Genomic DNA, 24,046 nt, shown 5'->3' with positions numbered 1-24,046 from the left:
AACTTCGTTCGCCCGGGACCGCGACACTCCGCTCTACTCCTTTAGGAGAATGCTCCATCGCCCTCCCCCGGAGCAGCCATGTCGTATTTGCGTTTTGTCCTTACTCGCCTTGTTGTTCTCATGCTTACGCTGTTCTCTCTGGGTGGAATCACCCCGATGGATGGACAGAACCTTCGATTCGCCGCCCCGATGTACGGGGTAGGAGCCGTGAATACAAATGCGGTTGCGAACACGGTTCTATCCAATCCGCAGGGAATTGCTGTCGATTTCGCCGGCAATCTCTATATCGCGGATAGCGGCAATCGTATCGTTCGTAAGGTAGATCCGACAGAGACTGCGACGATCTTTGCCGGAACCAGCGGACAATCGGGAAATACCGGTGACGGCGGTGCGGCGATCGCGGCGAAGATGACCTCGCCGAACGCCGTTGCCGTGGATCTGGCGGGGAATGTTTACATCGCCGACACCTCGAACTTCGTGGTCCGCAAGGTGGACACGTCGGGTAATATATCAACCTTTGCCGGCGGCAATGGTACAGGCTCCAGCGGCAACGGAGGAGCGGCGACAGCGGCGAAGATGATTCCGGCCTATGTTGCCGTCGATAACTCCGGCAACGTCTACATCGCCGACACCTCCTCCAACACGGTGCGCGTGGTGAACACGACGACCAACATCATTAGTCTCTATGCCGGTGGCGGAAACCCGGCCAGCGGCAACGGCGATGGAGGCCCCGCCACCTCAGCGAAGTTCACGCCCACCGCCATTGCCCTGGACAAGCTGGGGAACCTCTACATCTCCGACTCAACCGCCCATAACGTTCGCATGGTCACGCCGCAGGGCACCATCTCCTCGTTTGCGGGGACAGGAGTCTATGGCAGCTCGGGCGATAACGGGCCGGCAACATCGGCACAACTGATCTCTCCCGCAGGTCTGGCTGCGGATAACGCCGGAAATGTCTACATTGCAGACGCCGGCGGACGAAGGATCCGCATGGTGAACTCCAGCGGAATTATCTCTACGGTTGTGGGTACTGGCGTGGCCTCGCCCTACCCACTGGATGGCTTGCCGGCCGATGCAGCAATGATCGACTCCCCCCGTGGTCTCGCGGTCGACCCGGCCGGCAACTATCTCTACTTCACGGTCTCCTCATGGAACTTCGCCTACCAGGTGGTGCTGCATCCCGAGAAATTCCCAATGACCCGTGTGGGGAATACATCACAACCCCAGCGCCTGATCCTGGAGAACTACGGCAACACCGACATCAATCTCACCTCGATCAGCTTCACCGGCGACTTTGCGCTGGCGCCGACCTACAGCGCGCAGGCATACCCATGCCGCACCACGATGCCGGTGTATAGCGGCTTCAACGGCTTCTGCACGATGGATATTGTCTTTACGCCGACGGCAGAGGGTATCCGCAGCTTCGACGTGACGCTTCACACCAGCGATACGCCCTCGACGATCTCAAAGACGCTGACCAGTACAGGTCTTGGTTCTGCGCTGGCGCTCTCGTCGGGCCAGATGTTCATCGTCGCCGGCAAACATGGCGGAACCCCGGGGAATCGCGGAGACAATGGGCCGGCATTGCAGGCATCGCTTAACGGCGTAAACGGAATCGCCGTAGACAGCTCCGGGAACCTCTATCTCGCGGAGTATCCCTACTGCCAGGTTCGCAAGGTGGATGGCAACACCGGCATCATTACAACCATTGCGGGCGCAAACCCCGCACAGTGCGACAACTACGGCATCTCCGGTGACGGGGGGCCGGCGACGAGCGCAATTCTGCAGAGTCCAGGGCCGATGGCCATCGATGCACATAACAATCTCTATATCTCCGATGGCTTTGACTCCCGCATTCGCAAGATCTCATTGACCGATGGCACGATCAACACGGTCGCCGGCGTCGGGATCTCTCTCGGAGCGAATACCTCGTGCGGTTACAGCGGTGATGGCCATCCGGCGACGCAGGCCGCGATCTGTGGGCCCTCCGGCATTGCTTTCGACACGTTGGGCAACATGTACTTCGCGGACGGCGGCAATAACGTCATCCGCAAGATCGATACCGCCGGCATCATTACTACCATTGCCGGTGTTCAGGGAGGGGGCAGCTACAGTGGCGACGGCGGCCCTGCGCTCTCTGCCCACTTCAATACGCCCATGGGCGTGGCGGTCAATACGGCCGGCGATATCTTTATCTCCGATCACAATAATCACGTCATTCGCAAGATCGACCACACCACAAACATTATTACGACGGTTGCGGGACAGCCTGGTATTACCGGTTATGGTGGAGATGGCGGACTGGCCACAAGCGCCAAGCTCAACTACCCGGAAGGCATTGCGGTGGATGCGGCCGGGAATGTCTTCGTCGCCGACTACTACAACATGGTTATCCGCAAGATCGATCCGTCGGGCATCATCACTACCGTCGCTGGCAACAACTTCATCTACGACGGATACAACGGTGACGATCTCCCAGCGACAGCAACTGCTCTTGCATTCCCGGCTGGCGTCGCGGTCAGCCCGTCCGGGTATCTCTTTATCAATGACCAAAGCAATCAGGTCGTGCGCGAGCTTACACCGAACGGCATGCTCGACTTTGGTGGAGTGCAGGTCAACACCACCAGCACCGCCAGAACCGTGACGATGCAGAACGTCGGGAATATGCCCTTGAACTTCGATAGCCAGTTTCCCACGGGCATTACCGGTGATTTCGCTGTCACCACGGGTGGCAACTGCAACTTCAGCGCCCCGCTGGCCGTCGGTGCGAGCTGCTCCGTCAATCTCACGTTTACGCCGACTGCGTCCGGTCCTCGTACCGGCATCTTCGGTTTCTTCAATGACGGCGTAACCGCGCCGCAGTATGTGGCGCTCTCCGGTACCGGAACCGCTCCGACGTCGCAGACCATCACCTTCTCGCCGATCGCTAACCACACCTACGGTGATGCAACCTTCGGCTTGACGGCTACAGCTACGTCGGGGCTTCCGGTAACCTTCAGTGTTGTATCAGGCAATGCGATCGTCAACGGATCGATGGTGACGATTACAGGCGTTGGACCGGTCACGATTGCAGCGAACCAGGCAGGCGACTCGACATGGCCGGCTGCTTCGCAGGTAACGCAAAGCTTTACCATCGCTCCGGCAACGCTCACGGTGAAGGCGGACAATCAGTCGGGCAATGCCGGACAGGCGATTGTCCCGCTCACGTATTCCATCTCCGGCTTTGTCTATAGCGATACGCAGAGTGTTGTTTCAGGATCAGCAGCGATCTCTACGACAGCGACATCTTCGTCGCCGTCGGGCACCTATCCCATCACCATCTTGGCAGGCACGCTGGTGGCGACGAACTACAGCTTCAATTTCGTAAATGGCTCGTACGTCATCGGCCAAGCGCGTCAGACTATCAACTTCCAACCCCTGCCCGATCGGACCTACGGCGATGCATCGTTCGCGTTGAGTGCGACTGCGAGCTCCAATCTGCCGGTAAGCTTCTCAATCCTCTCGGGTCCCGCGACGCTCAATGGAAACACGGTCTCGCTGACAGGTGTGGGAACGGTTGTCGTCCAGGCCACGCAGGCCGGTAATGGTAGTTACAGCGCCGCTTCTCCCGTCTCCCAATCGTTCAATGTTGCTCCGGCAACGTTGACGGTCACAGCGCAAAACGCAAGCAGCAGTTACGGACAAGCCCTCCCCAGCTTCACCGCAACGATTAGCGGATATGTCTATAGCGACACCGCAACCGTGGTGTCCGGTACGCCCGCCATCAGTACAACCGCTATAACTTCAAGCGGACCGGGCACGTATCCCATCATCCCTGCACAGGGAACACTCGCTGCCTCGAATTATGTCTTCACCTTTGTGAATGGATCTCTGACCATCACATCGGCGACCTTGTCGGTGCGGGTCACAGGTGCGCAGCGTCCGTATGGAGCGGCCAATCCAACCTTTACAGGAGAGGTCAGCGGCCTTCGCAACGGCGATCAGGTCACTGTCACCTACACCACCACTGCGACACCGTCCTCGCCCATAGGAACGTATCCCATCACCGCCACGGTGGGTGGCGCTGCCGCCGCCAACTACACACTGCAGATCACTCCAGGCGTGCTCGCTGTCACGAAGGCGGACACGGCAACAGCGCTTACCAGCTCAACCTCGCAGGTCAATGCAGGCTCCGGTGTGACGCTCACGGCGACCGTATCACCGGTCACCACGGGAATGCCGACAGGAACCGTCACCTTCCTGGATGGCCAGACACAACTGGGTTCGTCCACGCTGTCTTCGGGCGTGGCGACGCTGACGCTGAATACCCTGAACGGTGGTGTGCATCCGCTTACGGCCGTCTATGCCGGAGACACGAACTTCAACGGGTCGACCTCGAGCCTGATACGGGTCGTTGCAGGCGACTACACACTGACCGCGAATCCATCGACGGTGAATATCAAGCAGGGGCAGAGCGGGACGGCCACCGTTACCGTTACGCCAACGAACGGCTATAAGGGAACGATCACGCTGTCGTGCACGAATCTGCCGGTGGGCGTGGCCTGTTCCTTCTCGCCCGCGAGCGTTACGGCGGATGGCAGCAATACACCGCTGACGATGCAACTCTCGATCACGACCACGGCTCCAAGAACGATGACAACCACCGCTGCGTCGACCGTACCGTTGGCGGAAAAGCGCACGCCATTCCTGAAGCTTCTAACCGCGATGGCCCTCTGCGTTCCTTTGGTGCTTGTGGTTCCGGGGGATAAGAAGAGGTTGAGAATCACCGTCTTTACGCTGATGTTCCTTGCCCTGGGACTGTCCGGCTGCGGAAGCAGTGCACCGCCCCAGACTGCAACGCCAATTGGAGCATCGACGATCACGATCAGTGTTGATTCCAGCCATAAGCTGGACCTGACGGTGGATGTGCAGTAGGTGGTCTGCAATTGGGTGGGAGCAGCGGGCTTCAGCCCGCGGCTCCCGCCCGACTCACAACGCTACTCCCGCGCGACAACAATAATCATGAAGCTGTTTGGCTTTGTCACTGGTTTACCGGTTGAGCCGGTCTCATACTCCGCTGTCGGCAGATAGATGCGATGTGTCGCCGTATCAATCCCCATCGTCCTTGCGCCTGTTCGCGTCTTTACCATCTGGACGATTTCGAACTTACCCGGCGAGGTCTCCTGCGCGACTGCGAGGGAACCGTCACGGCAGCTTGCGAAGATCTCTCCACCATCTGCTTTGGTTGCATCGACTCCGTCGCCGATGGGCAACGCCGACAGCACCTTGCCATCGGTCAGGCTCATGACGATCAGCTTCTGAGGTTTGCGGCAGCCGATGTAGAGCTGCTTCTTCTTCGTATCGATCGACATGCCGACCGGAGCACCTCCCGGAGCGACAGGCCAGCGAGCAACCACCTTACGGGTCTTCATCTCCACGACGGCAACTTCGTTCTTGTCCATCAAGTTGACATAGATCTTTCCGGCGCCATCCGATGCGAGAAACTCAGGCGACCCTCCCAGATCGATAGGCGCGTCGATCTTGCCTGTCGCGGGATCGATGTTCGGGTTGAACGTCATCAGAACCCCTTTGTCTCCTGAGACGACCAGCACCCGCTTGAGAGAAGGATCGTAGATGATTCCGTCCGCATCAGGCTGCGCGGTGATTTTTCCCAAAACGGCGAAAGTCTTGAGGTCGAAGATCACAATGGCGCCCTCTCCGCCTCCATCGCTGATGAACCCTCGTCCGGCTTCCGGAGCGATCGCCACACCATGCGCGATCTTCTGGCCGGGAATGTCACCCAGTGTTTTACCGGAATCGGCATCGATCACCAGCGTATGCGTGCCGCGTGGAACAAACAGCCGGTGAGTCGCAGGATCGACTGTCAGGTAATCCCACCCACCTTGTCCTCCGATCGGAAAGGTTTGCTTCTCCGCCCATTTGTTCTGCGCCAGCGACGGCAGAGAGCATGCAAGCAGAAGAGTAAGTGCGATGGCTCCAATGCGCGTCACTCGTGGCATGGGACCCTCCTCGTTTTGAATTGGATATTGCTACGCGCGGAAGCTCCGCACAGCTTCACCAGTCTGCGTCGTGTCCATTAAGGCAGGCTGAAGTTGTGGGTTCTTTTCGGACGCATCGACGAATTCGAAATGCCCCATGCAAGAGAGTTTTGGGTGTAATGGGTGGGAGCAGCGGGCTTCAGCCCGCTGGTAAAAGGCATAAAGGAAAATGGGCTTTAGCCCTGGGCTTTTTCCCTGACGCACAGAAAAGGCCCAGGGCTTAAAAGCCCATTTCTATATTGAACCGATAGACCGTGGGCTGAAGCCCACGGCTCCCACCCGGTTCGAGCTTCGCTCGAATACCCACGTCCCAAAGAGGGGACATGGGACACCCAATGTATAAGCTCTCTTAATTCGTAACCCGCCACGCGAGGATGTTGCTGTGCACCGCGCTGGAGCTCATATTCTGCGTTTCGAGCAGCAGCTCGAAATAGGGAATCCTTCCATCGGGCCGCTGTATGCGTTTGAGGAAAGGCAGCAGCTCCGAATCATCCGAGACAAAGTCCCATGCGGATTCTGTGCCCGCCATCGAAGTTCCTTCGATCAGAAGCGCATTGCCATTCCCCGAAAGATTCGGAGCAAAGGCGACTACGCCATAAACACGACGTTGCGGATCATCGAGCCGGGAGTCCCAGTGTGCCGGTTCTCCCTCACGCGGAGTCTTATTGATGACGGAGAAGACCTTCGCCTTGTAGTTGTTCTGCAACAGGAAGTTCATGTTGCGTTCCAGAAGCTCAACCCAGGGGTTGGCCTCGAAGGCTCCGACCAGGATGACGTTACCCGTCTTCAGATCGTTAGGCCGCAGGTCGCGGGAGTAGCGCACCTGCAGATTGCTATGCAGCGACTGCGCGATCTGCGCCAGCCGGACCGCGGCATCGAGATCGACGATCGAGGTATAGCGCCGGTTCGCCATCTCAACACGCAGTGAACGCATATCCGAGGGCAGGGGATTCGTCGCCGCATTGAAGGTCGAAGTCCGGTAGTCACCGAGCAGATATTCGTTCAGCGAGATGTTGCGCTGATCGAAGGTGTGCGAGAGCACCAGGCCTGAATCTCCCGGAACCTCCAGCGTTGACTGTTGTGGCAGGAAGATCTGGCTCCACAGCGGATGTGGCGGAGGAGCAGAAGGAGCTGCTGTTGCTGCCACATGATTCCGGATCAACACCGCCGCCAGGGCGACTGCCAGCACGGCACACAGCAGCCACGGGACCAAAGCGCGCCTGCTCGGTGGTGATGCTACTTCCGCAGCAAGAACTGGTATGTCACGGACTGGGGATACGGGTGCGGCCGGCTCTGCAGTGTGACGCGGAGTGAAGACAGGTATATAGCTGCCCTTCGGAATGATGACGCGCAAAACTTCTTCAGCGCCTTCCTGCTCGAAGTACATCTCCAGCCGCTGGCGCAGGCGGCTTGCCTGGGTGCGGACGATGCCGTCGACAGACGAGTCATAATCCGGCGATCTGCCGAAGACAGCCTGTCCGATCTTCTGTTCGTTCAGCTCCGCTTCACGCCCCTGAAAGGTTACGTCGCAGACATAGGTCAGCAGAGAACAGAGCCGCTCGCTTCGGGCAAAGGTCGGAGAGGCGAGGATACGGCGTATCAACTCGCGATCGGGGCTCTCAGACCAGTCTGTCGCCGCTATGCGTGCAGATCCAGGGGAGTCTAGGGAGCGATCTTGCTTCGCCGTTAGCATCAGGTGCCGCCAGTCTACGCAGATCGTGTGAATGCGCCATGAACCATTCACACGGCATTCACTGTATCGGATACATGACGGTTCGGTAAATCATTTATTCCACAGCAGTTCACGCGTGTATCGAAGTTGTCGCCGTGAATTCGCTTCTTCGCTGAAGGCCTCGCTGCTATTCCTCTCCCCAACGGCCCCCTTTCCTGACGCTGACCAGAGACAAACATGCGCGGGCTTTCCGTTGGAACCACTTACTTATGGAGCGAATGCAATGACGCCGAACATCAAGAAGAAACAATCTGCCCGATGGTCTTGGGTTGCCCTTCGCCTGGCCCTGCTCGTAATGCTGGCGGCCGGAGACAAGGTCTATGCCCAGTTCGATTCGGGCGCGGTGCTGGGCACGATCAAGGATCCTTCGGGAGCGACGATCAACGGCGCATCGGTCGAGCTGACCAATGTCGCCAAGGGCGTCAAGAGCACCCGGCAGACAGACGCGAGCGGGAGCTATGAGTTCGACAGCGTGCAGCCCGGCGACTATGTGGTGACGGTGACCTCATCCGGCTTCCAGAATCTGAAGACGGATACCTTTCGCGTAAACGTCGGAGCACGTCAGCGTGTCGACCTCACCCTCAGCGTCGGCCAGACCGGCGACAGCGTGACGGTGACGGGCGTCGCAGAGCAGTTGGAGACAGAGACCAGCGATCGCGGACAGACGATCCAAGGAACCGAAGCGGTGACCCTGCCATTGAATGGCCGCTCGTATGCTGACCTGGCGCAACTGGTGCCGGGCGTTCGCCGCTCGTTGATTGCCACCGTGGCTTCCAACCCGCCTCGCGATGCTTCCTACAACGTCAACGGTCTTACCTCGATGGACAACAACTTCGTCCTCGACGGCATCGACAACAACGCCTACCAGGAAGCCAACCAGGGATATTCGAACCAGGCCGTGATTCCATCGCCGGACTCGCTGCAGGAGTTCAAGGTACAGACCGATAACTATTCGGCAGAGTATGGCCGCGCCGGCGGCGCGATCGTCAACGCCACCACCCGCAGCGGAACCAATGCCTTCCATGGCGGAGCGTATGAGTACTTCCGCAACACATTACTGAATGCCTTCGGACCCTTCTACGGAACCGGCATCAAGCCCACGCTGGTGCAGAACCAGTTTGGCGGCACCTTCGGTGGTCCCGTCCTGCGTGACAAGCTCTTCTTCTTCGTGGACTATGAAGGTCTGCGCGCCGTCTCGCACTCTCTCACCACCGCAACTCTGCCCACCGATGCCGAGCTGAACGGCATCTTTACAACAGACGGTACAGCCACGGGCACGCCGATCCCGATCAAGAATCCTTATACCGGCGTGGTTTACAGCAATGGCCGGGTTCCGCTGGGCGATCCGAATATCAATCCTGTCGCGCTGAAGGTCTTCAGTCTGCTGCCGCGGCCCAATATCCCCGGCGCCGCGCTGACTGCGGCGAACTATCAATATCTCCCCGCCGCGCCCACGGTCGACGACAAGGGCGACGGCCGTATCGATTTCGTCCGCAACGATCGCCAGAATGGCTTCTTCCGCTACAGCCAGCGCGCCGTCACCTACTTCCAGCCGCCACCGTTCCCTGGCGCGGCGGGCGGTAACAGCAACGGAACCCTCTATGCCAGAACGCGGCAGCTCGCTGCCGGGTATAACTGGACACTGACGCCGACCTCGATCCTGGAGATGCGCTTTGGCGAGACCTGGACCGAGAGCGGCAAGTTCCCCATCTTCCTCGGTGCTCCTAACCTTCTAGCAGGCGTCCCTAACGTCCCGCAGGATCCCGCTTATACGGGCGGCCTGAGCCCTCAGTCCGTCTCCGGCTTCACGCAGTTCGGTGAGCAGGGAACCAATCCGCAGTTCAATAATCCGACGCAAGCGAATCCCAAGGTCAACTACACCTGGATTCGTGGACGTCACAGTCTGAAGGTCGGCTATGAGTTCGGCTGGATGTCGCAGGCGATCTCCGACTTTCATCCGAAGTTCGGTTCGGATACCTATGCCGGCTCGTTCAGCTCTGCCGGCAGCACAACCACGGCGCAGGCAGCGAACCTTACGGACTTTCTTTTCGGCGCGCGCAGCAACTACCAGTTGAACGCTCCCAATGAGGTGAACTATCTGCGCTACTGGCATATGGGCTATCTACAGGATGATTGGAAGCCGCTGCCATCGCTTACGGTGAATCTCGGTCTCCGCTACGAGTTCATGACGCCGAACTATGAAGAGAACAATAAGCTCTACAACTTCGACCCGGTGAATAACCGTCTGCTGGCTGCCGGCAGTGGAACCGATGTGAACAGTACTGTGCCGGGACACGTCTATAACCTTCACTATGTCGGCGGAAACTCGCTGGCCGATCGTGGCCTGGTCGATCCCAACTATAAGAACTTCGGTCCACGTGTTGGCTTTGCCTACCAGACGATGCCGAAGACGGTCATCCGCGGCGGCTATGGCATCAGCTATGCCTATCTCTTCCGCTTCGGCGGAGAGGGCCTGCTTGCCTACAACGGTCCGAACAACTACGCGGCGACGCTGCCTTCGAATCAGACACCGAGCCAGGGACTGTGCACCTCGCTGACCCAGGATCCGACGACCTGTTTCCGCAGAACGCAGGACGGCTATCAGACCAACTTTGCCGGACCGGTGAACTTCTCCACCACCAAGGCGCAGACGCGATATACGCCGAAGGACTTCAAGCCGGCATATGTGCAGGCCTTCCATCTGTCAGTCCAGCAGGAGCTGCCGTATGACACCACACTTGAGGTGGCATACGTCGGCAATCACACGGTGCATATTCCATCGCTTCTGGACTTCAACCAGGCGCGCCTGTGTCTGCCGAGTGAAGTTCCGGCGGCAGCGCAGGGCCAGTGCACGACCTCTGTACTTAACCGCAGACCGATCGCCAACTTCTCCGACATTCTGACGGAGAGCAACGCGGGATCTCTGATCTATCACTCGCTGCAAACCAAGCTGCAGCGGCGATTCCGCGGCGGTGTCTTCCTCATCAACTCGTTCACCTGGTCGCGCGGCATCGATCTGAACTCGGCTGATCTGGAGACGCAGAACGGCGACAGTGCTCTCATCAACAAGGCGAACCCCGCGGGTGATCGTGGACCTTCGGGCTACAACCAGCCGCTGAACAACACCACCTCGGCGATTGTCGATCTTCCCTTCGGCAAGGGACGCCGCTTCGGCTCGTCGGCTCCCGCATGGCAGCAGCAGATCCTGGGCGGCTGGCAGTTGACCGGCATCAACGTGGTGACCAGCGGCGTGCCTATCAACCTGACCTACTCGCCGAGCAGCAACCAGGTGGTCTCAACCACAAGTCAGTCATATGCCATCCGGCCCAACCTGACCGGATCTCCGTCGGCCGTCTATGGCAAGACGCTGGTCAAGACGGCGAGTTCGCTGAGCGGCTACCTGATCGCAGGCTCAGGAACGACACCGCCTCCGGGTGTATCGATTCCTGCCGGCACCCAGCTCTTCGGCAATGCAGGCCGCAATATCCTGCGCGGCCCGGCATTCGGACAGTTCGATCTTTCGGCGCATAAGCGGTTTACGCTGCCTAACGAACGGTACAACGCCGAGTTCCGGATTGAGGCCTTCAACGTCTTCAATGCAACCAACTACATCAGCCCCTCTGCCAGCGTTGGCTCGGTGAATGCTACCTCAGGAGCACCGACCTATAGCAGCAGCTTCGGCAGCTTCACCGGCAGCACCAGCGTCTATCCGTCTCGCCAGGTGCAGCTTGTACTGCGTATTTCTTTCTAGAGCATTTTCCCTGTTACTGGGTATCCCGGAAGAGGAGTACAGCGGCGTTTTCATTGCGGAAAACGCCGATAGATGCAGACGCCCTGCGCTATACCTACAGGGAAAATGCTCTAACTGAACCTCAGCATCCCAGGCCGGCAGAGCTCGGTTCTGCCGGCCTTTCTTTTTTCAAAACGCTCTCAGGAAAGGATCTTTCATTGACCACTCACACCCGTCGTCAGTTTCTTATCGAGTCCTCTGTTGCCCTAGCCGCATCGCTGCTTCCGTCTTCATTGTTCGCCGCAGCAGAGGCACCCAGGATTCCCAACCGCGACACCACGCTCAAGTTCAATCCAGACGGTACGCCGCGTCCGTTTGCAGGCAATACGGTGATCTGCCATCTCCCGGTGCAGTCTGCAATGCGCGATGCCATGGTGATGCTCCATCAGGAGCTGAAGCGCTCGAGTTATCACACCAAGCTGGGACTTACTTCGACCGACAGCTACCACATGACCGTCTTTCCCGGAGCGAACGATCTGGACCGTTCTGCCTACGGGTGGCCGTCGTATGTCCCTTCCGATGCTCCGATTGAAGTCTGCACCCGTATGGTCGGCGAGCGCATCGCGAAGAAACACTTCGCATGCCAGCTACCGCTGCGTGTTCGAGTTGATCAGGAGTACACCGTCAATTACCCCATGGCATGCAGCCTTCGCCTGGTGGGAGCGGATGCAGAGGAGGACAGGAAGCTGCGGTCGTTGCGCGATCAACTCGCCGAGACTTTTGGCTTTCGATTGAACGATCACGCGCAATATCAGTTCCATATGACCATGTCGTACCAGATCGCTCCATTTACTGCGGAGGAGCGGAATGCTTACCGCGACCTGATGAAGGTCTATGTCAAGCGTATTGCCGAAGCTGTGCCGGTACTGGAGCTGGGTATCCCAGAGTTTTGTAGCTTCCCCGATATGTTCCGCTTCGAACCGCAGCGGTTACTGGTGTGTTCGTAGCTGGGACAAGGCAAAAACACCCGTTACCACATTCTTTCGCCGAGGGCGAAAGTGGTGGGATATCGCGCTACGCACGACCGCCTTTTTTGCCGCTGAGGGGGATCTATCACATGCATCGGCAGGGATAAGATCGACCTCAGCGGCTATTAATAAAAGCCTGCAGCCTCCCACCATTCTCTAACCCAACGTCGGCATCTTCGTATCCACACCCGCACGAATGCCGGTTGGCCACCGTGCCGTAACGGTCTTCAATCGGGTATAGAAGCGGACGCCTTCCATGCCATAAATTGAGTGGTCGCCGAACAGAGACCGCTTCCATCCACCGAAGCTGTGGAACGCCATCGGCACCGGGATCGGAATATTGATTCCCACCATGCCGGCCTGCACCGAACGCGCAAACTCGCGAGCCGTGTCGCCATCCCGTGTGAAGATGGAGGTTCCGTTGCCGAACTCGTGTTCGTTGATCAGCTCCAGCGCTGTCTTGAAGTTGCTGGCGCGGACCAGTCCAAGCACCGGTCCAAAGATCTCATCCTTATAAATGTTCATCTCCGGCTTCACGTGGTCGAAGATGGTAGCGCCCATGAAGAAGCCGTCTCCCTTGGGGAGCGCGCTCTTCCGCCCATCCACGACCAGCTCGGCGCCTTCCTTTGTCCCCGTATCCAGATATCCGCTGACGCGCTCAAGATGAGCTTTAGTGACGAGCGGTCCCATGTCGGCATCACGGTCTGTACCGGGAAGGATCTTGAGCTTTTCGATGCGCTCGATGATTTTGTCCCGCAAAACGTCGGCAGTCTCATGACCTACGGTTACGGCAATCGAGATGGCCATGCAGCGCTCACCGGCGGATCCATAGGCTGCACCTACCAGGGCATCGGCCGCCTGATCCATATCGGCGTCGGGCATCACGATCATGTGATTCTTCGCTCCGCCAAGAGCCTGCACCCGCTTTCCGTGTGACGTGCCTTTGGCGTAGACGTACTGCGCGATTGGCGTGGATCCTACAAAGCTGATCGCCTTAATGTCAGGATGCTCCAACAATCCATCGACGGATTCCTTATCCCCGTGCAGTACGTTGAAGACACCGTCCGGAAGGCCGGCTTCCTTCAGGAGTTCGGCAATCAGGATAGAAGCGCTGGGATCGCGCTCGCTGGGCTTCAGCACAAAGGTGTTGCCGCACGCCAACGCGATGGGAAACATCCACATCGGAACCATCGCGGGAAAGTTGAAGGGTGTAATGCCGGCGACAACGCCAAGCGGCTGCCGCATCGACCAGCTATCCACATCGGAGCCCACCATTTCGGAGAACTCGCCTTTGATCAGGTGTGGGATGCCGGTGGCGAATTCGATCACTTCCATGCCGCGGGTCGCTTCTCCCTTGGCATCCGAAAGCACCTTTCCATGCTCCGAGGTGATGATCTCGGCAAACCGGTCCATGTTCTTCTCGAAGAGCTCGCGGAAGCGGAAGAGGACACGTGCGCGTCGCAGCGGGGGCTGTGCCGACCAGCCGGGGAAGGCCTCCCGCGCCGCAGCAACGGCTGCCTCCAGCTCCTGCCGATTGGCCAGCGGAACCTTGGCCTGCACGTGGCCTGTGGCCGGGTTATACACGTCGCCGAAACGGCCGGATGTGCCTGCCCGCTCTGCTCCGCCAATCCAATGTGTTATCTCGCGCAGCCCCGCGGGGACGGCTGTATGATCGGGTGCGATCGCTGTGGATGCCATTGCTGAACCTCGATTCGTCGGGGAAAGCATACCCCTTTGACGTGTGCAGCCACCATACAAATTTCCATGCAGAATAGTCAAACGACAATGCATAATACGCAATACGGTGAATCTGGTGAATCCGCGGTCCTTGTTCCGGTTTGAGCGGTTACGTTGGCGAATGGCCGCTGCCATGCTCGCCTGCCTGGCGGGAGCTGCCGGAATCCTGCTCTACCGCGGCCGTGACACGCAGCAGTATGCCAACGGCTATGCACCTCCACAAAGCTGCAACCGCTGCCACGCAAAGATTGCCGAGACATACAAGCAGACCGGCATGGGACGGTCATTCCATCGGGTCTCTCCGCAGACTGAAACCGCCGACTTCAAGGACCGCAATACCGTCACACACCAGCCTTCCGGAAAGCGCTACGAGATGGTGCAGCAGGATGGCGCTTTCTATCTGCGAAGAAGCGTGCTGAATCAGGATCCAGGTCAGGAGATCGAGAGCTATGCGCAAAGCATGGATTACGCGATCGGCTCCGGAAACCATGCCCGCACCTATCTCCATCGGACGAACGATGGCAAGCTCATTGAGTTGCCAGTGAGTTGGTATACGGAAATGGGCGGATACTGGGCGATGAGTCCCGGTTATGATCAGGCCTCGCAGATGGATGTCCATCGAGCCATCGGTAAAGACTGCATGTTCTGCCACAATGGTTATCCATCGTCAGACCCCGGCGCTGCAAGCCTTTCCGATGGAGCCATCTTTGCCGAGAACCTTCCCGAGGGGATCGACTGCCAGCGCTGTCATGGCCCCGGAGCAGCACACGTCAAGGCAGCCAACGCCTGGTTCCCTGACAAAGAAAGAGTCCGCGCCACTGTTGTGAATCCGGCACATCTGCCGCGTGAGCGCCAGATGGACGTCTGCCGTCAGTGCCATCTGGAGACAACGAGTCTTCCGCTCCCGAATTCGGTCCGCCGCTATGACCGCACCGCGTACTCCTACAAGCCCGGGGAGCCGCTTCAGAACTTTGAGATCACCTTCGATCACGCGCCGGGCTCTGAGTTAAAAGACCGGTTCGAAGTCGCTCATCAGGCATACCGGCTGCAGAAGTCGAAGTGCTATCTGAAGAGCGACATGACCTGCATCACCTGTCACAATCCTCATCGGCCCCAGCGCGGAGAGGTTGGCGCCGCGCAATATCGCGCCGTCTGTCAGGGATGCCACCAGTCCGAACATCCCCGGCTCGCCGCAACAACAGTGACTCGCGACTCCGATTGCCTAGGGTGCCATATGGGGAAGCGCAGGACCGAGGATGCTGTTCATGTTGTGATGACCGACCACTTTATCCAGAGGTTTGCGCCCAAAAGCGATCTGCTGGCGCCGATCCAGGAGATCATTCCTGCCTACCAGGGCGAAGTCGCCGCGTATGATCCGCGTCTGCTCTCTGAGATGCCTGAAGGCAACCTGTACTACGCCGTCGCCCAGGTCGCGGCAGGTTCCAACCTCAAACAGGGACTCCCCATGCTGCAGCGCGCCCTGGAAGAGCAAAAGCCGCAACACGCCGGCTTCTACTTTGCCCTGGCGGCTGCTCAGGCAAAGGCGGGGAACGACGCTGAAGCCATCCACTGGTATGACGAGGCGCTCAAACGGCCCGATCACACGCCGGCAATGCTACGCGAGAAGGCGGCGGCACTTGCCCGCCTGCACCAGCTACCGCAGGCATTACAGGTTGCCGGAGAGGCCGTCGATGCAGCTCCGAACGATGCTCTCGCCTACACCGCGTTGGGGAATGTTCAGCTTCAGTTGGGGAATGTGCAGCAGGCGCAACAGGCGCTCGAGCATGCCTTGTCGTTAGACTCCGAGATGGCCGATGCACAGAACCTGATGGGCCTATGCTTCACACGGCTTTCCAAACCGGAGGATGCCGCACGCAGTTTCCGTAAGGCGTTGCAGATCGATCCCGGCCTGACCGAGGCAAGGATCAATCTCGCGGTGCTCCTTGCAGATCAGGGCGATATGGAAAAAGCGGAAGCCGCCATGCAATCGCTCCTGCGCACGAACCCCGGGTCGGCGGACCTGCATCATCGTTATGCCCTGGTGCTGGCATCGAGCAAGCAGTGGGCGAAGGCGGCGGAGCAGATGCAGCAGGCCATCCACATCGAGCCGCGGTCCGCGATCCTCTATACAGACCTTGGAGACATCTCTGTCGCTGCCGGGCATATAGACTCCGCGATCCCACAGTATCGTCAGGCAGTTGTGCTTGACTCCAGCCAATTGAAGGCGCATCTCGGTCTTGCGTCCATCCTCATGGCACAGAACAAACTTGCCGCGGCGGAGGACGAGTATCGAGCTGCGGCTGCAGCCAGCCCGCAGAACGGAGAAGTTCATCTCGCGCTCGCAGATCTTGCCCTTCGCAGAGGTTCGCCGGGGGAAGCCAAGCAGCAGCTCGAACTGGCACTGAAGGGCGACGATCCGTCAGCCCGGCAGATGGCCTACCGCCTGCTCTCGGGCCAACATTGAGAGGCGAGGCAATCTATTCAGGCTCCATTGTCTGACTTTTTGTCATTTCGTAGCGAAGCGGAGAAATCTGCTTCTCTACCGATACCTTCTGAGCAGGAAAGAAGAGTTGTGTACGAATTACAGGAATGTGATATATCAGTTGTTAGCCGGTCAATTTTCCAGGAATAGGCCCGTTGAGCGTCACGCTACCTAAGCAGTTGTATCGGCAGTCTTCGCTTTCTATTTCGAACAATTTTTAGGCGCTCACTGCGGCTGGGACGATCCGGGTAGACATCCTCGATGTCCAGGGGATAGCTACATCCATGCCGCACTTTATTTCGAGATGCTAAAGAACTTGGATCCCTGTATCCTCTCGGGCCGCTCTGCCGGCAGCGAGACTCAGAGATAATCACTGAGCCAGAGGAGCAAATCGCCCTCGTAAATCTACCGTAAGAGGACTCACTGGAGCCCTCCAGCAGATTGAAAACACGCATCACCCTGATCCTGACTTCTGGGAGGGCAACATGAGTGAGTGTGATTGGCTGTACTTCGCGGAACATGTATCTCCAATTTTTGGGGCAACGACGACGAACACACACCTGAGAGTCTTGTTTGAAGACAGCCCCGTAGCGATCGTTGCTCTCGATGCACGGCATGACTTTGTCATGTGCAACCGTGCGTTCCACACGCTCTTTCAGTTCTCGACCGAGGAACTGCACGCAACCAGCCTGGATGAGCTCATCACTGGGCCTGACACGACCGAGGATGCGCAGGCCCTGAGCATGGCCGTGCTGCGCGGGGAAAAGGTCCACACGGTTGCGCAACGGCGCCGCAAAGACGGCATGATGGTCGACGTCGAGATCTATGGCATTCCCCTCATCGTTGACGGGGCGCTCGAAGGTGTCTATGGCCTGTATCAGGACATCACCGAACGTAACCGCGCTGAGAATGCGGTGCGGCGGATGGCAAACACTATCGATACACTTCAGTTGGAAGAGCGCCGTAGAATCGCGCGCGACCTCCATGACTCCATGTCTCAGGAGCTGGCGGTTCTGAACTGGAATCTGACGCTGCTCAAGGGGATGACAGAAAACGCCGATCCTGTTCTCCGCGACATAGTCGCGCAGACGAAGGAGATTGCGTTGCAATGTTCGTCGCGCATCCGCACGGCATCCTATCTGTTGCATCCTCCGCTCCTTGGCGAAGAGGGACTCTATCCGGTGATCGAACGTCTCTCGAAGGAGTTTGAGGTGCGAAGTGGAATCGCGGTCGACCTCAACCTTCAGCTTGATCTTGGCCGCTTCTCCGATGCGGTAGAGATCACTGTCTTCCGAGTGGTGCAGGAGGCACTGGCGAACGTCCTTCGCCACTCCGGCAGCCCTATCGTGCATATCACTCTGGCAAGAATCGGCGAATCTCTCATCCTCACTATCTTCGACGAAGGCAAACGGTACCACTGTGAAGTCAATGAAACACTTCCCGCCGGCGTCGGTTTGACCAGCATGAGTGAGCGGCTGGAGCAGCTGGGCGGCTCGCTACGTCTGGAGCGCAGCACGAACGGCACGACCCTGATTGCATCATTACCTGCGGAGGCACGCACCAATGGATAACCTGCGGATCCTGATTGCGGATGATCATGAACTCATTCGTCGCGGCGTCCGGAATCTTCTGGCGGCACGGGAAGGATGGAGCGTGATCGCTGAAGCCTCCAATGGGCTTGAGGCTGCAGAGAAGATCGAGCAACTGCAACCCGACATTGCGATTGTGGATTTTTCCATGCCGCTGCTCGACGGTTCTGCAGTGGCTTCACGATCGGTGCAGTCTTCTCCGAAGACATCCGTCATCGTGCTGACGATGCACGACTCCGAACGCATCGCGTATCAGGTGCTGCAGTCGGGCGCGAAGGGCTTTGTTCTGAAATCCGATGCAGACCACAACCTGATCGAAGCCGTGAACGCCGTATCAAGAAGCGAGCACTTCTTCACCAAGACGGCTACCAATCTGCTGATGCGGGGCATTCTGAACAAGAACGGAACGGAAAAAGCATCCGCGAAAACGGAACCCTCTCTCTCTGCGCGCGAAGAACAGGTGCTATGTCTGCTGGCCGAAGGTACGACAAGCAAAGAGGCCGCCGCGAGGCTCGGCATCAGCGTGCGTACGGTGGAATCGCACCGCATCCGCATCAACCGGAAGCTGGGTCTAGACTCCATCGCTGACCTGGTGCGTTATGCGATCCGCAATGGCTACGCCTCTTCGCATTGAAGCAGCATCTTGTCCTCTTTGTTTGTCATTTCGTAGAGAACCGCTTCTATCCGCGGTTTTTCTGCCAGGGTGCTCTACCGTCGCAACGAAGCCTCTTCCCCTGTCTGGGTGCTCCACCCTCGGGGTCCCAACGAACTTTGTTCGTTGGGGTGAACGTTCGCAACGCTAGGGCGGGCGGGGATGCGTTAAATTCTGGTGTTAGGTAGAACTACGGAGTTTTCACGGCTCATTTTTCAGTAATTAACCGAATTTCAAAATGGCACGTCTTTCCGCACAATCAAAGGACCCAACAAAAAAGAGGTTCTTCGATGAACTGGAAAAACTCCCTCAGGGGTGCTCTCCTTCGTGTCGCTGCAGGACTATTGCTTACCCAGGCTTGTGTGTCGCAAACGGCAACCACGGGAGCGATCCGCGGGACGGTCACTGATCCGACCGGAGCAGTGATTCCGAATGCTGTTGTGACCGTAACGTCGAATGCGACCTCACAGATTCGTGCTGTAAAGACCGATGGCGATGGCCAGTTTGCCGTCGGGCTGCTGCCGCCTGAGACTTATAAGGTCAGCATCACCGCGCCCGGCTTCAAGACACAGGTCGTTCCGCCCATCACGGTGGTCGTGACTGAGACTGCCCGTGCCGATGCTCAGATGGTCGCCGGCAGCCAGGGAGAGACGGTAGAGGTCAGCACAACTCCCGCTCCGCTGCAGGTGGAAAATGCCACCCTGGGAACCGTCGTTGACGGCACCACGGTCCGCGAGGTCCCTCTTACTAACCGGAATTACACGCAGGTACTGACGATGTCCGCCGGAGTAGCCGGAGATGTCAACAACGCCGCGACGCTGGGCAAGGGCACGCAGGATGTCTACGTAAACGGCGCCAGCAGCATCAGCAACAACTTCCACATGGATGGCGCCGATATCAACAACTTCGGCTCCGGCCGCGCCGGTGACTTTGTTCAGCAGGCAGGCATCGCTATTCCGAATCCTGACTCGCTGCAGGAGTTCAAGATACAGACGACGAACTACGATGCGGGCTTTGGCCGCGATGCCGGCGCGAACGTCGATGTCATCACCAAGTCGGGCAGCAACACTCTCCATGGATCAGCATGGGAGTTTCTTCGCAACGATGTGCTGAACGCGAATGACACCTTCCTGAAGATGAACGGCCAGAAGCGCGCGGTCATGAAGCAGAACCAGTTCGGTGGTACGCTGGGCGGTCCCCTTCTGAAGGACAAGCTCTTTATCTTCGGTTCTTATCAGGGAACACGGCAGGTGAACGGCCTCAGCGCCGGCTCGCTGGTCACGAACACACTCTTTCCTCTGACCAACGATCGCAGTGCCGGCGCCATCGGCCGTGCTGCATGTCCCAATGGAAATGCACGCTGGCACCCCTTCAACGGTGGCAACTACAGCAACACGGGCTCTCAAGTGGAAGTTGCCTGCGACGGCAGCAACATCAATCCTGTGGCGTTGAATCTTCTGAACCAGAGGATCGCGAACGGCACCTACCTGATTCCGACGCCGCAGCGCATGTCGACGGACGCCAACGGAAACCCTGTAGGTTTTTCCACCTTCAGCCTTCCCTCGCACTACAGTGAAGATCAGTTCATGGTCAATACCGACTATGTCCTATCAGAGAAGCACACCCTTGCGGAGCGCTACTTCTATTCGAACCAGCCCCAGGACAAGCCCTTCAGCAGCACCTCGAACACACCCGGCAACGGTGTAACGCCAAAGTTCAACAGCCAGGTGGCGGTTCTGAAACTGACGTCAGCATTGAACTCGCATCTGCTCAACGAGGGGTTGATCGGTTATGTCCGCAATACCGGCAATCTGCAGACGCAGGCAAATCTCCACTATGACCAAATCGGCATGACGGCTCCCAGCGATCCGGCATATCCGCTCACGCCGATCATGTCGGTCACCGGCTACTTCAGCCTGGGTGGCGTGAACAACGACGTCTCCATGTCTGCGGTCAACACCTTTGAGATCAGCGACCAGATCAACTGGACGCATGGGAAACAGAGTATCCGCGCCGGCTTTCTGGGAGAGAAGAACCAGTTCAACTTCGACGATCCGAACAACAAGCGCGGCTCACTAAGCTTTCAGACCTTCCAGGACTTCGTGCTCGGCCTCAGCGCGGCACAGAATCACAGCTCTTACAGCAACGTGAACTCCAGCAGCAGCCAGCGTGGAAGCTACTACAAGGGCTACCGCGGCACCAGTATGGCGATGTTTCTGCAGGACGACATCAAGCTGGCATCGAACCTGACCGTCAATGCCGGTCTTCGCTGGGAGATCAACAGCGGTGTCAGCACCAATAAAGGTGTGCTGACCAGCTTCTGGCCGTCACTGGTGACACCCTTCCAGCTGGTTCCCGCGGGTGGAACCTACCAGGGGTTTGTCGTTCCGGCAAATTCTTCCGCCAATCCACCCGCAGGAGTAAAGCGTCTTGGAAGTATGAGCCTGGGAGAGAATGATCTGCCGCTGCACAACTTCGGCCCGCGTGTCGGCTTCGCCTGGCAGCCCCTCGGTGCCAGCTCTTCGACTGTAGTTCGCGGTGGCTACGGAGTCTTCTACACCTTGCCGAACGCGAATTCGGTCCTGCAGACACTGGGCAATCAGCCCTTCGTCAGTTCTTCGGGAACCATCAGCGGTACCGCGAATGCGACCGCCACCTTCCAGACACCGTTTACGACAACGCTGACTCCTGGAGTCTGGCGTCCCCTCATGCCGTACTCGTCCACGAACACCAGTGGCATGCCGGTAACGGCCGTTGCCCAGAACATCGACTCACCATTCGTGCAGCAGTACAACCTTGACGTGCAGAAGGAGCTCCCCAAAAAACTGGTGGCCGAGGTCGGATATGTCGGTACGCGCGGCACCCGCCTGGCTGAATCACGCGCAATCAATCGTGCCTATCTGGCCAGCCCCAGCAACCCCATTAACGGAGTCACGACCAACTCACTCGATTCGGCGAACATCGCTGCCCGCGTTCCGTATCAGGGTGTTGCGCCCGGCGGCCTGAACCGGATTGAGACCTACGGCACCTCGATGTATCACAGCCTGCAGACCACGCTCCGGCGCCAGGTTAGCAAGGGTATATATGTTCAGGCAGCCTACACCTGGAGCAAAGTCATGACCACCGTGACCGGCGGTGACGGCGATAACGGAGTCTTTTCGGGCGGCAGCGGCAACAGCAACGATCCCAACAATCGTCACGTACGTTATGGTTTAGCGGGTTATGATCGCACGCATCGTCTGGTGGTGACTTACTCCTGGCTGATCCCGGGATGGAAGAATGGCGGTAGCTTCGCACGTGTGGCGACCAGCGGCTGGAAGTTCTCCGGCGTCTCCACCTTCCAGTCCGGCAAGCCGCTCACCTTTACCGATACTCGCAATGGAACTGCGTATCGCACAGCAAGCCGCGCTCAGTTCATCGCAGGAAAAGGAAATAATGATGTCCTCAATAGCAATGGTGGCACCATGCTGAACCGGGTGAAGAACAACACCTACCTGAACACGGGCCTGAATGGCAGCGCGGCGCAACCGTGGACCGTTGCTCCTGCAGTTCCGTATAGCGTGAAGGTTGGCGGCGTGGATGCCACCGAGTACGGTAACAGTGGAATCGGCATCGTTCGGGGTCCGGGAAATGACAACTGGGATATGACGCTCTCGAAAGAGACGAGGGTCGGCGGTCTGCACGAGGATGGCACGCTGGTCTTCCGGACAGAGTTCTTCAATGTCTGGAACCATCCGCAGTACGCGAATCCATCCACTACGGTCGGCGCGGCGAGCTACTCTCAGATCACGGCCTCGGCAGTGGCGCCGCGTCTGATCCAGTTCGCATTGAAGTATCAGTTCTAATCAACACCCTTCCTGGAAGGGAAGGGGTGTTTCTAACGCAGATCAGGAGATGCAATGCGCAGGTGTACGTTGTTGGCGGCAATCGTTCCTTTGGCTTTTCTTCCGGCGTTCGGTCAGCAGACCGTGACAGTCAAGGCAACCTCAAAGACCGTTTCCTGGGGTTACTACGGCAGCATGCATCCGGCCGCAACCGTCCATAGCGGAGACACAGTTGTGATGCAGACTCTTTCTACCTGCGGTCCGGCCGACAGGCTGATTGCCCGCGGCGTCAAGCGCGAAGATATTCCTGCATACAACGATGAGGTCTATCAGAACTACCCGGCGGCCGAGAAGGGGCCGGGTGGCCATATTCTTACCGGACCGGTAGAGATTGTTGAAGCGGAGCCGGGCGATGTTCTGGAAGTGCAGATCCTCAAGGTGGATATCGACGCGAACTTCGCCTGCAATGGCTTCGGTTTGCATCGCGGCTTTCTACCGATGGAGTTTCCCTACAGCCGCAACCGGATTATTCCGCTGGATCGTGAGAAGATGATCGGTCACTTCGCCCCCGGCATCGACATCCCGCTGCATCCGTTCTTTGGAAGCATGGGCGTCGCCGGAACAGCCGGAAAGATCGGCAGCACAGAGCCGTTTGCCCACGCGGGCAATATGGATAACAAGGAGCTCGTAGCCGGAACCACCCTTTACATTCCGGTTGCGGCCAAGGGCGCCATGTTCGAAGCAGGGGACGGCCACGCAGGCCAGGGAAACGGTGAAGTTGACATCACCGCGATGGAGACCTTCCTGACCGGCACCTTCAAGTTCGTCGTTCACAAGAAGAAGCCGATGAACTGGCCGCGCGCGGAGACGCCAACCCACTACATCACAATGGGCTTCAGCCCCGATCTGAAAGAAGCCACGGAGCACGCCCTGCGCGACATGATCGACTTTCTGGTCGAGGAGAAACACATGAAGCGTGACGATGCCTACATGCTCTCCAGTGTCGCCGTCGATCTCGACATCACCGAACTGGTCGACGGAAACGTGGGAGTCCATGCGATGTGCCCGAAAAATATCTTTACCGACTCCGGAACGAAGTAGCTTCTTGAGGTCGAAAGGCAAACGGGATCCGCCAATGCCGGTCCCGTTCGCTTTGTCTGATCACGACGTACATGTGAGGTAACCCGAAAATAACTAAACCGGGTGGGAGGAGCGTGATCCCCAGCCAGCTTGC

At 58.2% G+C, this 24,046-nt stretch carries 11 protein-coding genes; 8 read left to right on the top strand and 3 right to left on the bottom strand.

The annotated features are described in order from the left end of the window. Nucleotides 1-78 precede the first annotated feature (78 nt). Nucleotides 79-4,914, top strand: a complete 4,836-nt coding sequence (locus OHL21_RS06565; RefSeq protein ID WP_263416453.1) for an NHL domain-containing protein — start codon at nt 79-81, stop codon at nt 4,912-4,914. Between the two features lie 62 nt (nt 4,915-4,976). On the opposite strand, the gene OHL21_RS06560 is transcribed toward OHL21_RS06565, so the two are convergent. Both OHL21_RS06560 and OHL21_RS06555 read right to left on the bottom strand, forming a co-directional pair. After that, nucleotides 4,977-5,999 carry a YncE family protein gene (locus OHL21_RS06560; RefSeq protein ID WP_263416452.1) on the bottom strand — a complete coding sequence of 341 codons (1,023 nt, stop codon included), beginning with the start codon at nt 5,997-5,999 and terminating at the stop codon, nt 4,977-4,979. A 388-nt stretch (nt 6,000-6,387) separates the two neighbouring features. Continuing rightward, entirely contained in the window at nt 6,388-7,641 is a 1,254-nt protein-coding gene (locus tag OHL21_RS06555; protein ID WP_263416451.1) for a hypothetical protein, read from the bottom strand. Between the two features lie 352 nt (nt 7,642-7,993). Between OHL21_RS06555 and OHL21_RS06550 the strand changes: the two genes are divergently transcribed. Beyond that, nucleotides 7,994-11,521, top strand: a complete 3,528-nt coding sequence (locus tag OHL21_RS06550; protein ID WP_263416450.1) for a TonB-dependent receptor — start codon at nt 7,994-7,996, stop codon at nt 11,519-11,521. Between the two features lie 197 nt (nt 11,522-11,718). After that, nucleotides 11,719-12,507 (top strand): DUF1868 domain-containing protein, encoded by a 789-nt coding sequence (locus tag OHL21_RS06545; RefSeq protein WP_263416449.1) that lies wholly within the window; start codon nt 11,719-11,721, stop codon nt 12,505-12,507. Between the two features lie 177 nt (nt 12,508-12,684). Here OHL21_RS06545 and OHL21_RS06540 read toward each other — a convergent pair whose 3' ends face one another. Next, nucleotides 12,685-14,226, bottom strand: coding sequence for a CoA-acylating methylmalonate-semialdehyde dehydrogenase (locus OHL21_RS06540; protein WP_263416448.1), 1,542 nt, complete (start codon nt 14,224-14,226; stop codon nt 12,685-12,687). Nucleotides 14,227-14,341: 115 nt separating this feature from the next. Here OHL21_RS06540 and OHL21_RS06535 point away from each other — a divergent pair, with 115 nt between their 5' ends. From OHL21_RS06535 to OHL21_RS06515, 5 genes are all read left to right on the top strand, one after another. Then, nucleotides 14,342-16,729 (top strand): tetratricopeptide repeat protein, encoded by a 2,388-nt coding sequence (locus OHL21_RS06535; RefSeq protein ID WP_263416447.1) that lies wholly within the window; start codon nt 14,342-14,344, stop codon nt 16,727-16,729. Between the two features lie 503 nt (nt 16,730-17,232). Continuing rightward, nucleotides 17,233-18,318 carry a PAS domain-containing sensor histidine kinase gene (locus OHL21_RS06530; RefSeq protein ID WP_263416446.1) on the top strand — a complete coding sequence of 362 codons (1,086 nt, stop codon included), beginning with the start codon at nt 17,233-17,235 and terminating at the stop codon, nt 18,316-18,318. Then, nucleotides 18,311-18,970 (top strand): response regulator, encoded by a 660-nt coding sequence (locus OHL21_RS06525; protein ID WP_263416445.1) that lies wholly within the window; start codon nt 18,311-18,313, stop codon nt 18,968-18,970. The genes OHL21_RS06530 and OHL21_RS06525 overlap by 8 nt, the downstream gene beginning before the upstream one ends. 308 nt (nt 18,971-19,278) lie before the next feature. Continuing rightward, a complete protein-coding gene (locus OHL21_RS06520) occupies nt 19,279-22,833 on the top strand; it encodes a carboxypeptidase-like regulatory domain-containing protein (RefSeq protein ID WP_263416444.1) in 3,555 nt (1,184 codons plus the stop codon). Between the two features lie 54 nt (nt 22,834-22,887). Continuing rightward, nucleotides 22,888-23,913 carry an acetamidase/formamidase family protein gene (locus OHL21_RS06515; RefSeq protein WP_263416443.1) on the top strand — a complete coding sequence of 342 codons (1,026 nt, stop codon included), beginning with the start codon at nt 22,888-22,890 and terminating at the stop codon, nt 23,911-23,913. The last annotated feature ends 133 nt before the right edge of the window (nt 23,914-24,046 follow it).

This window comes from Terriglobus albidus, from assembly GCF_025685425.1.
Taxonomy (GTDB): domain Bacteria; phylum Acidobacteriota; class Terriglobia; order Terriglobales; family Acidobacteriaceae; genus Terriglobus; species Terriglobus albidus.
Note: the sequence above shows the minus strand (reverse complement) of the source record. Positions and strands in the feature narration are given on the sequence as shown.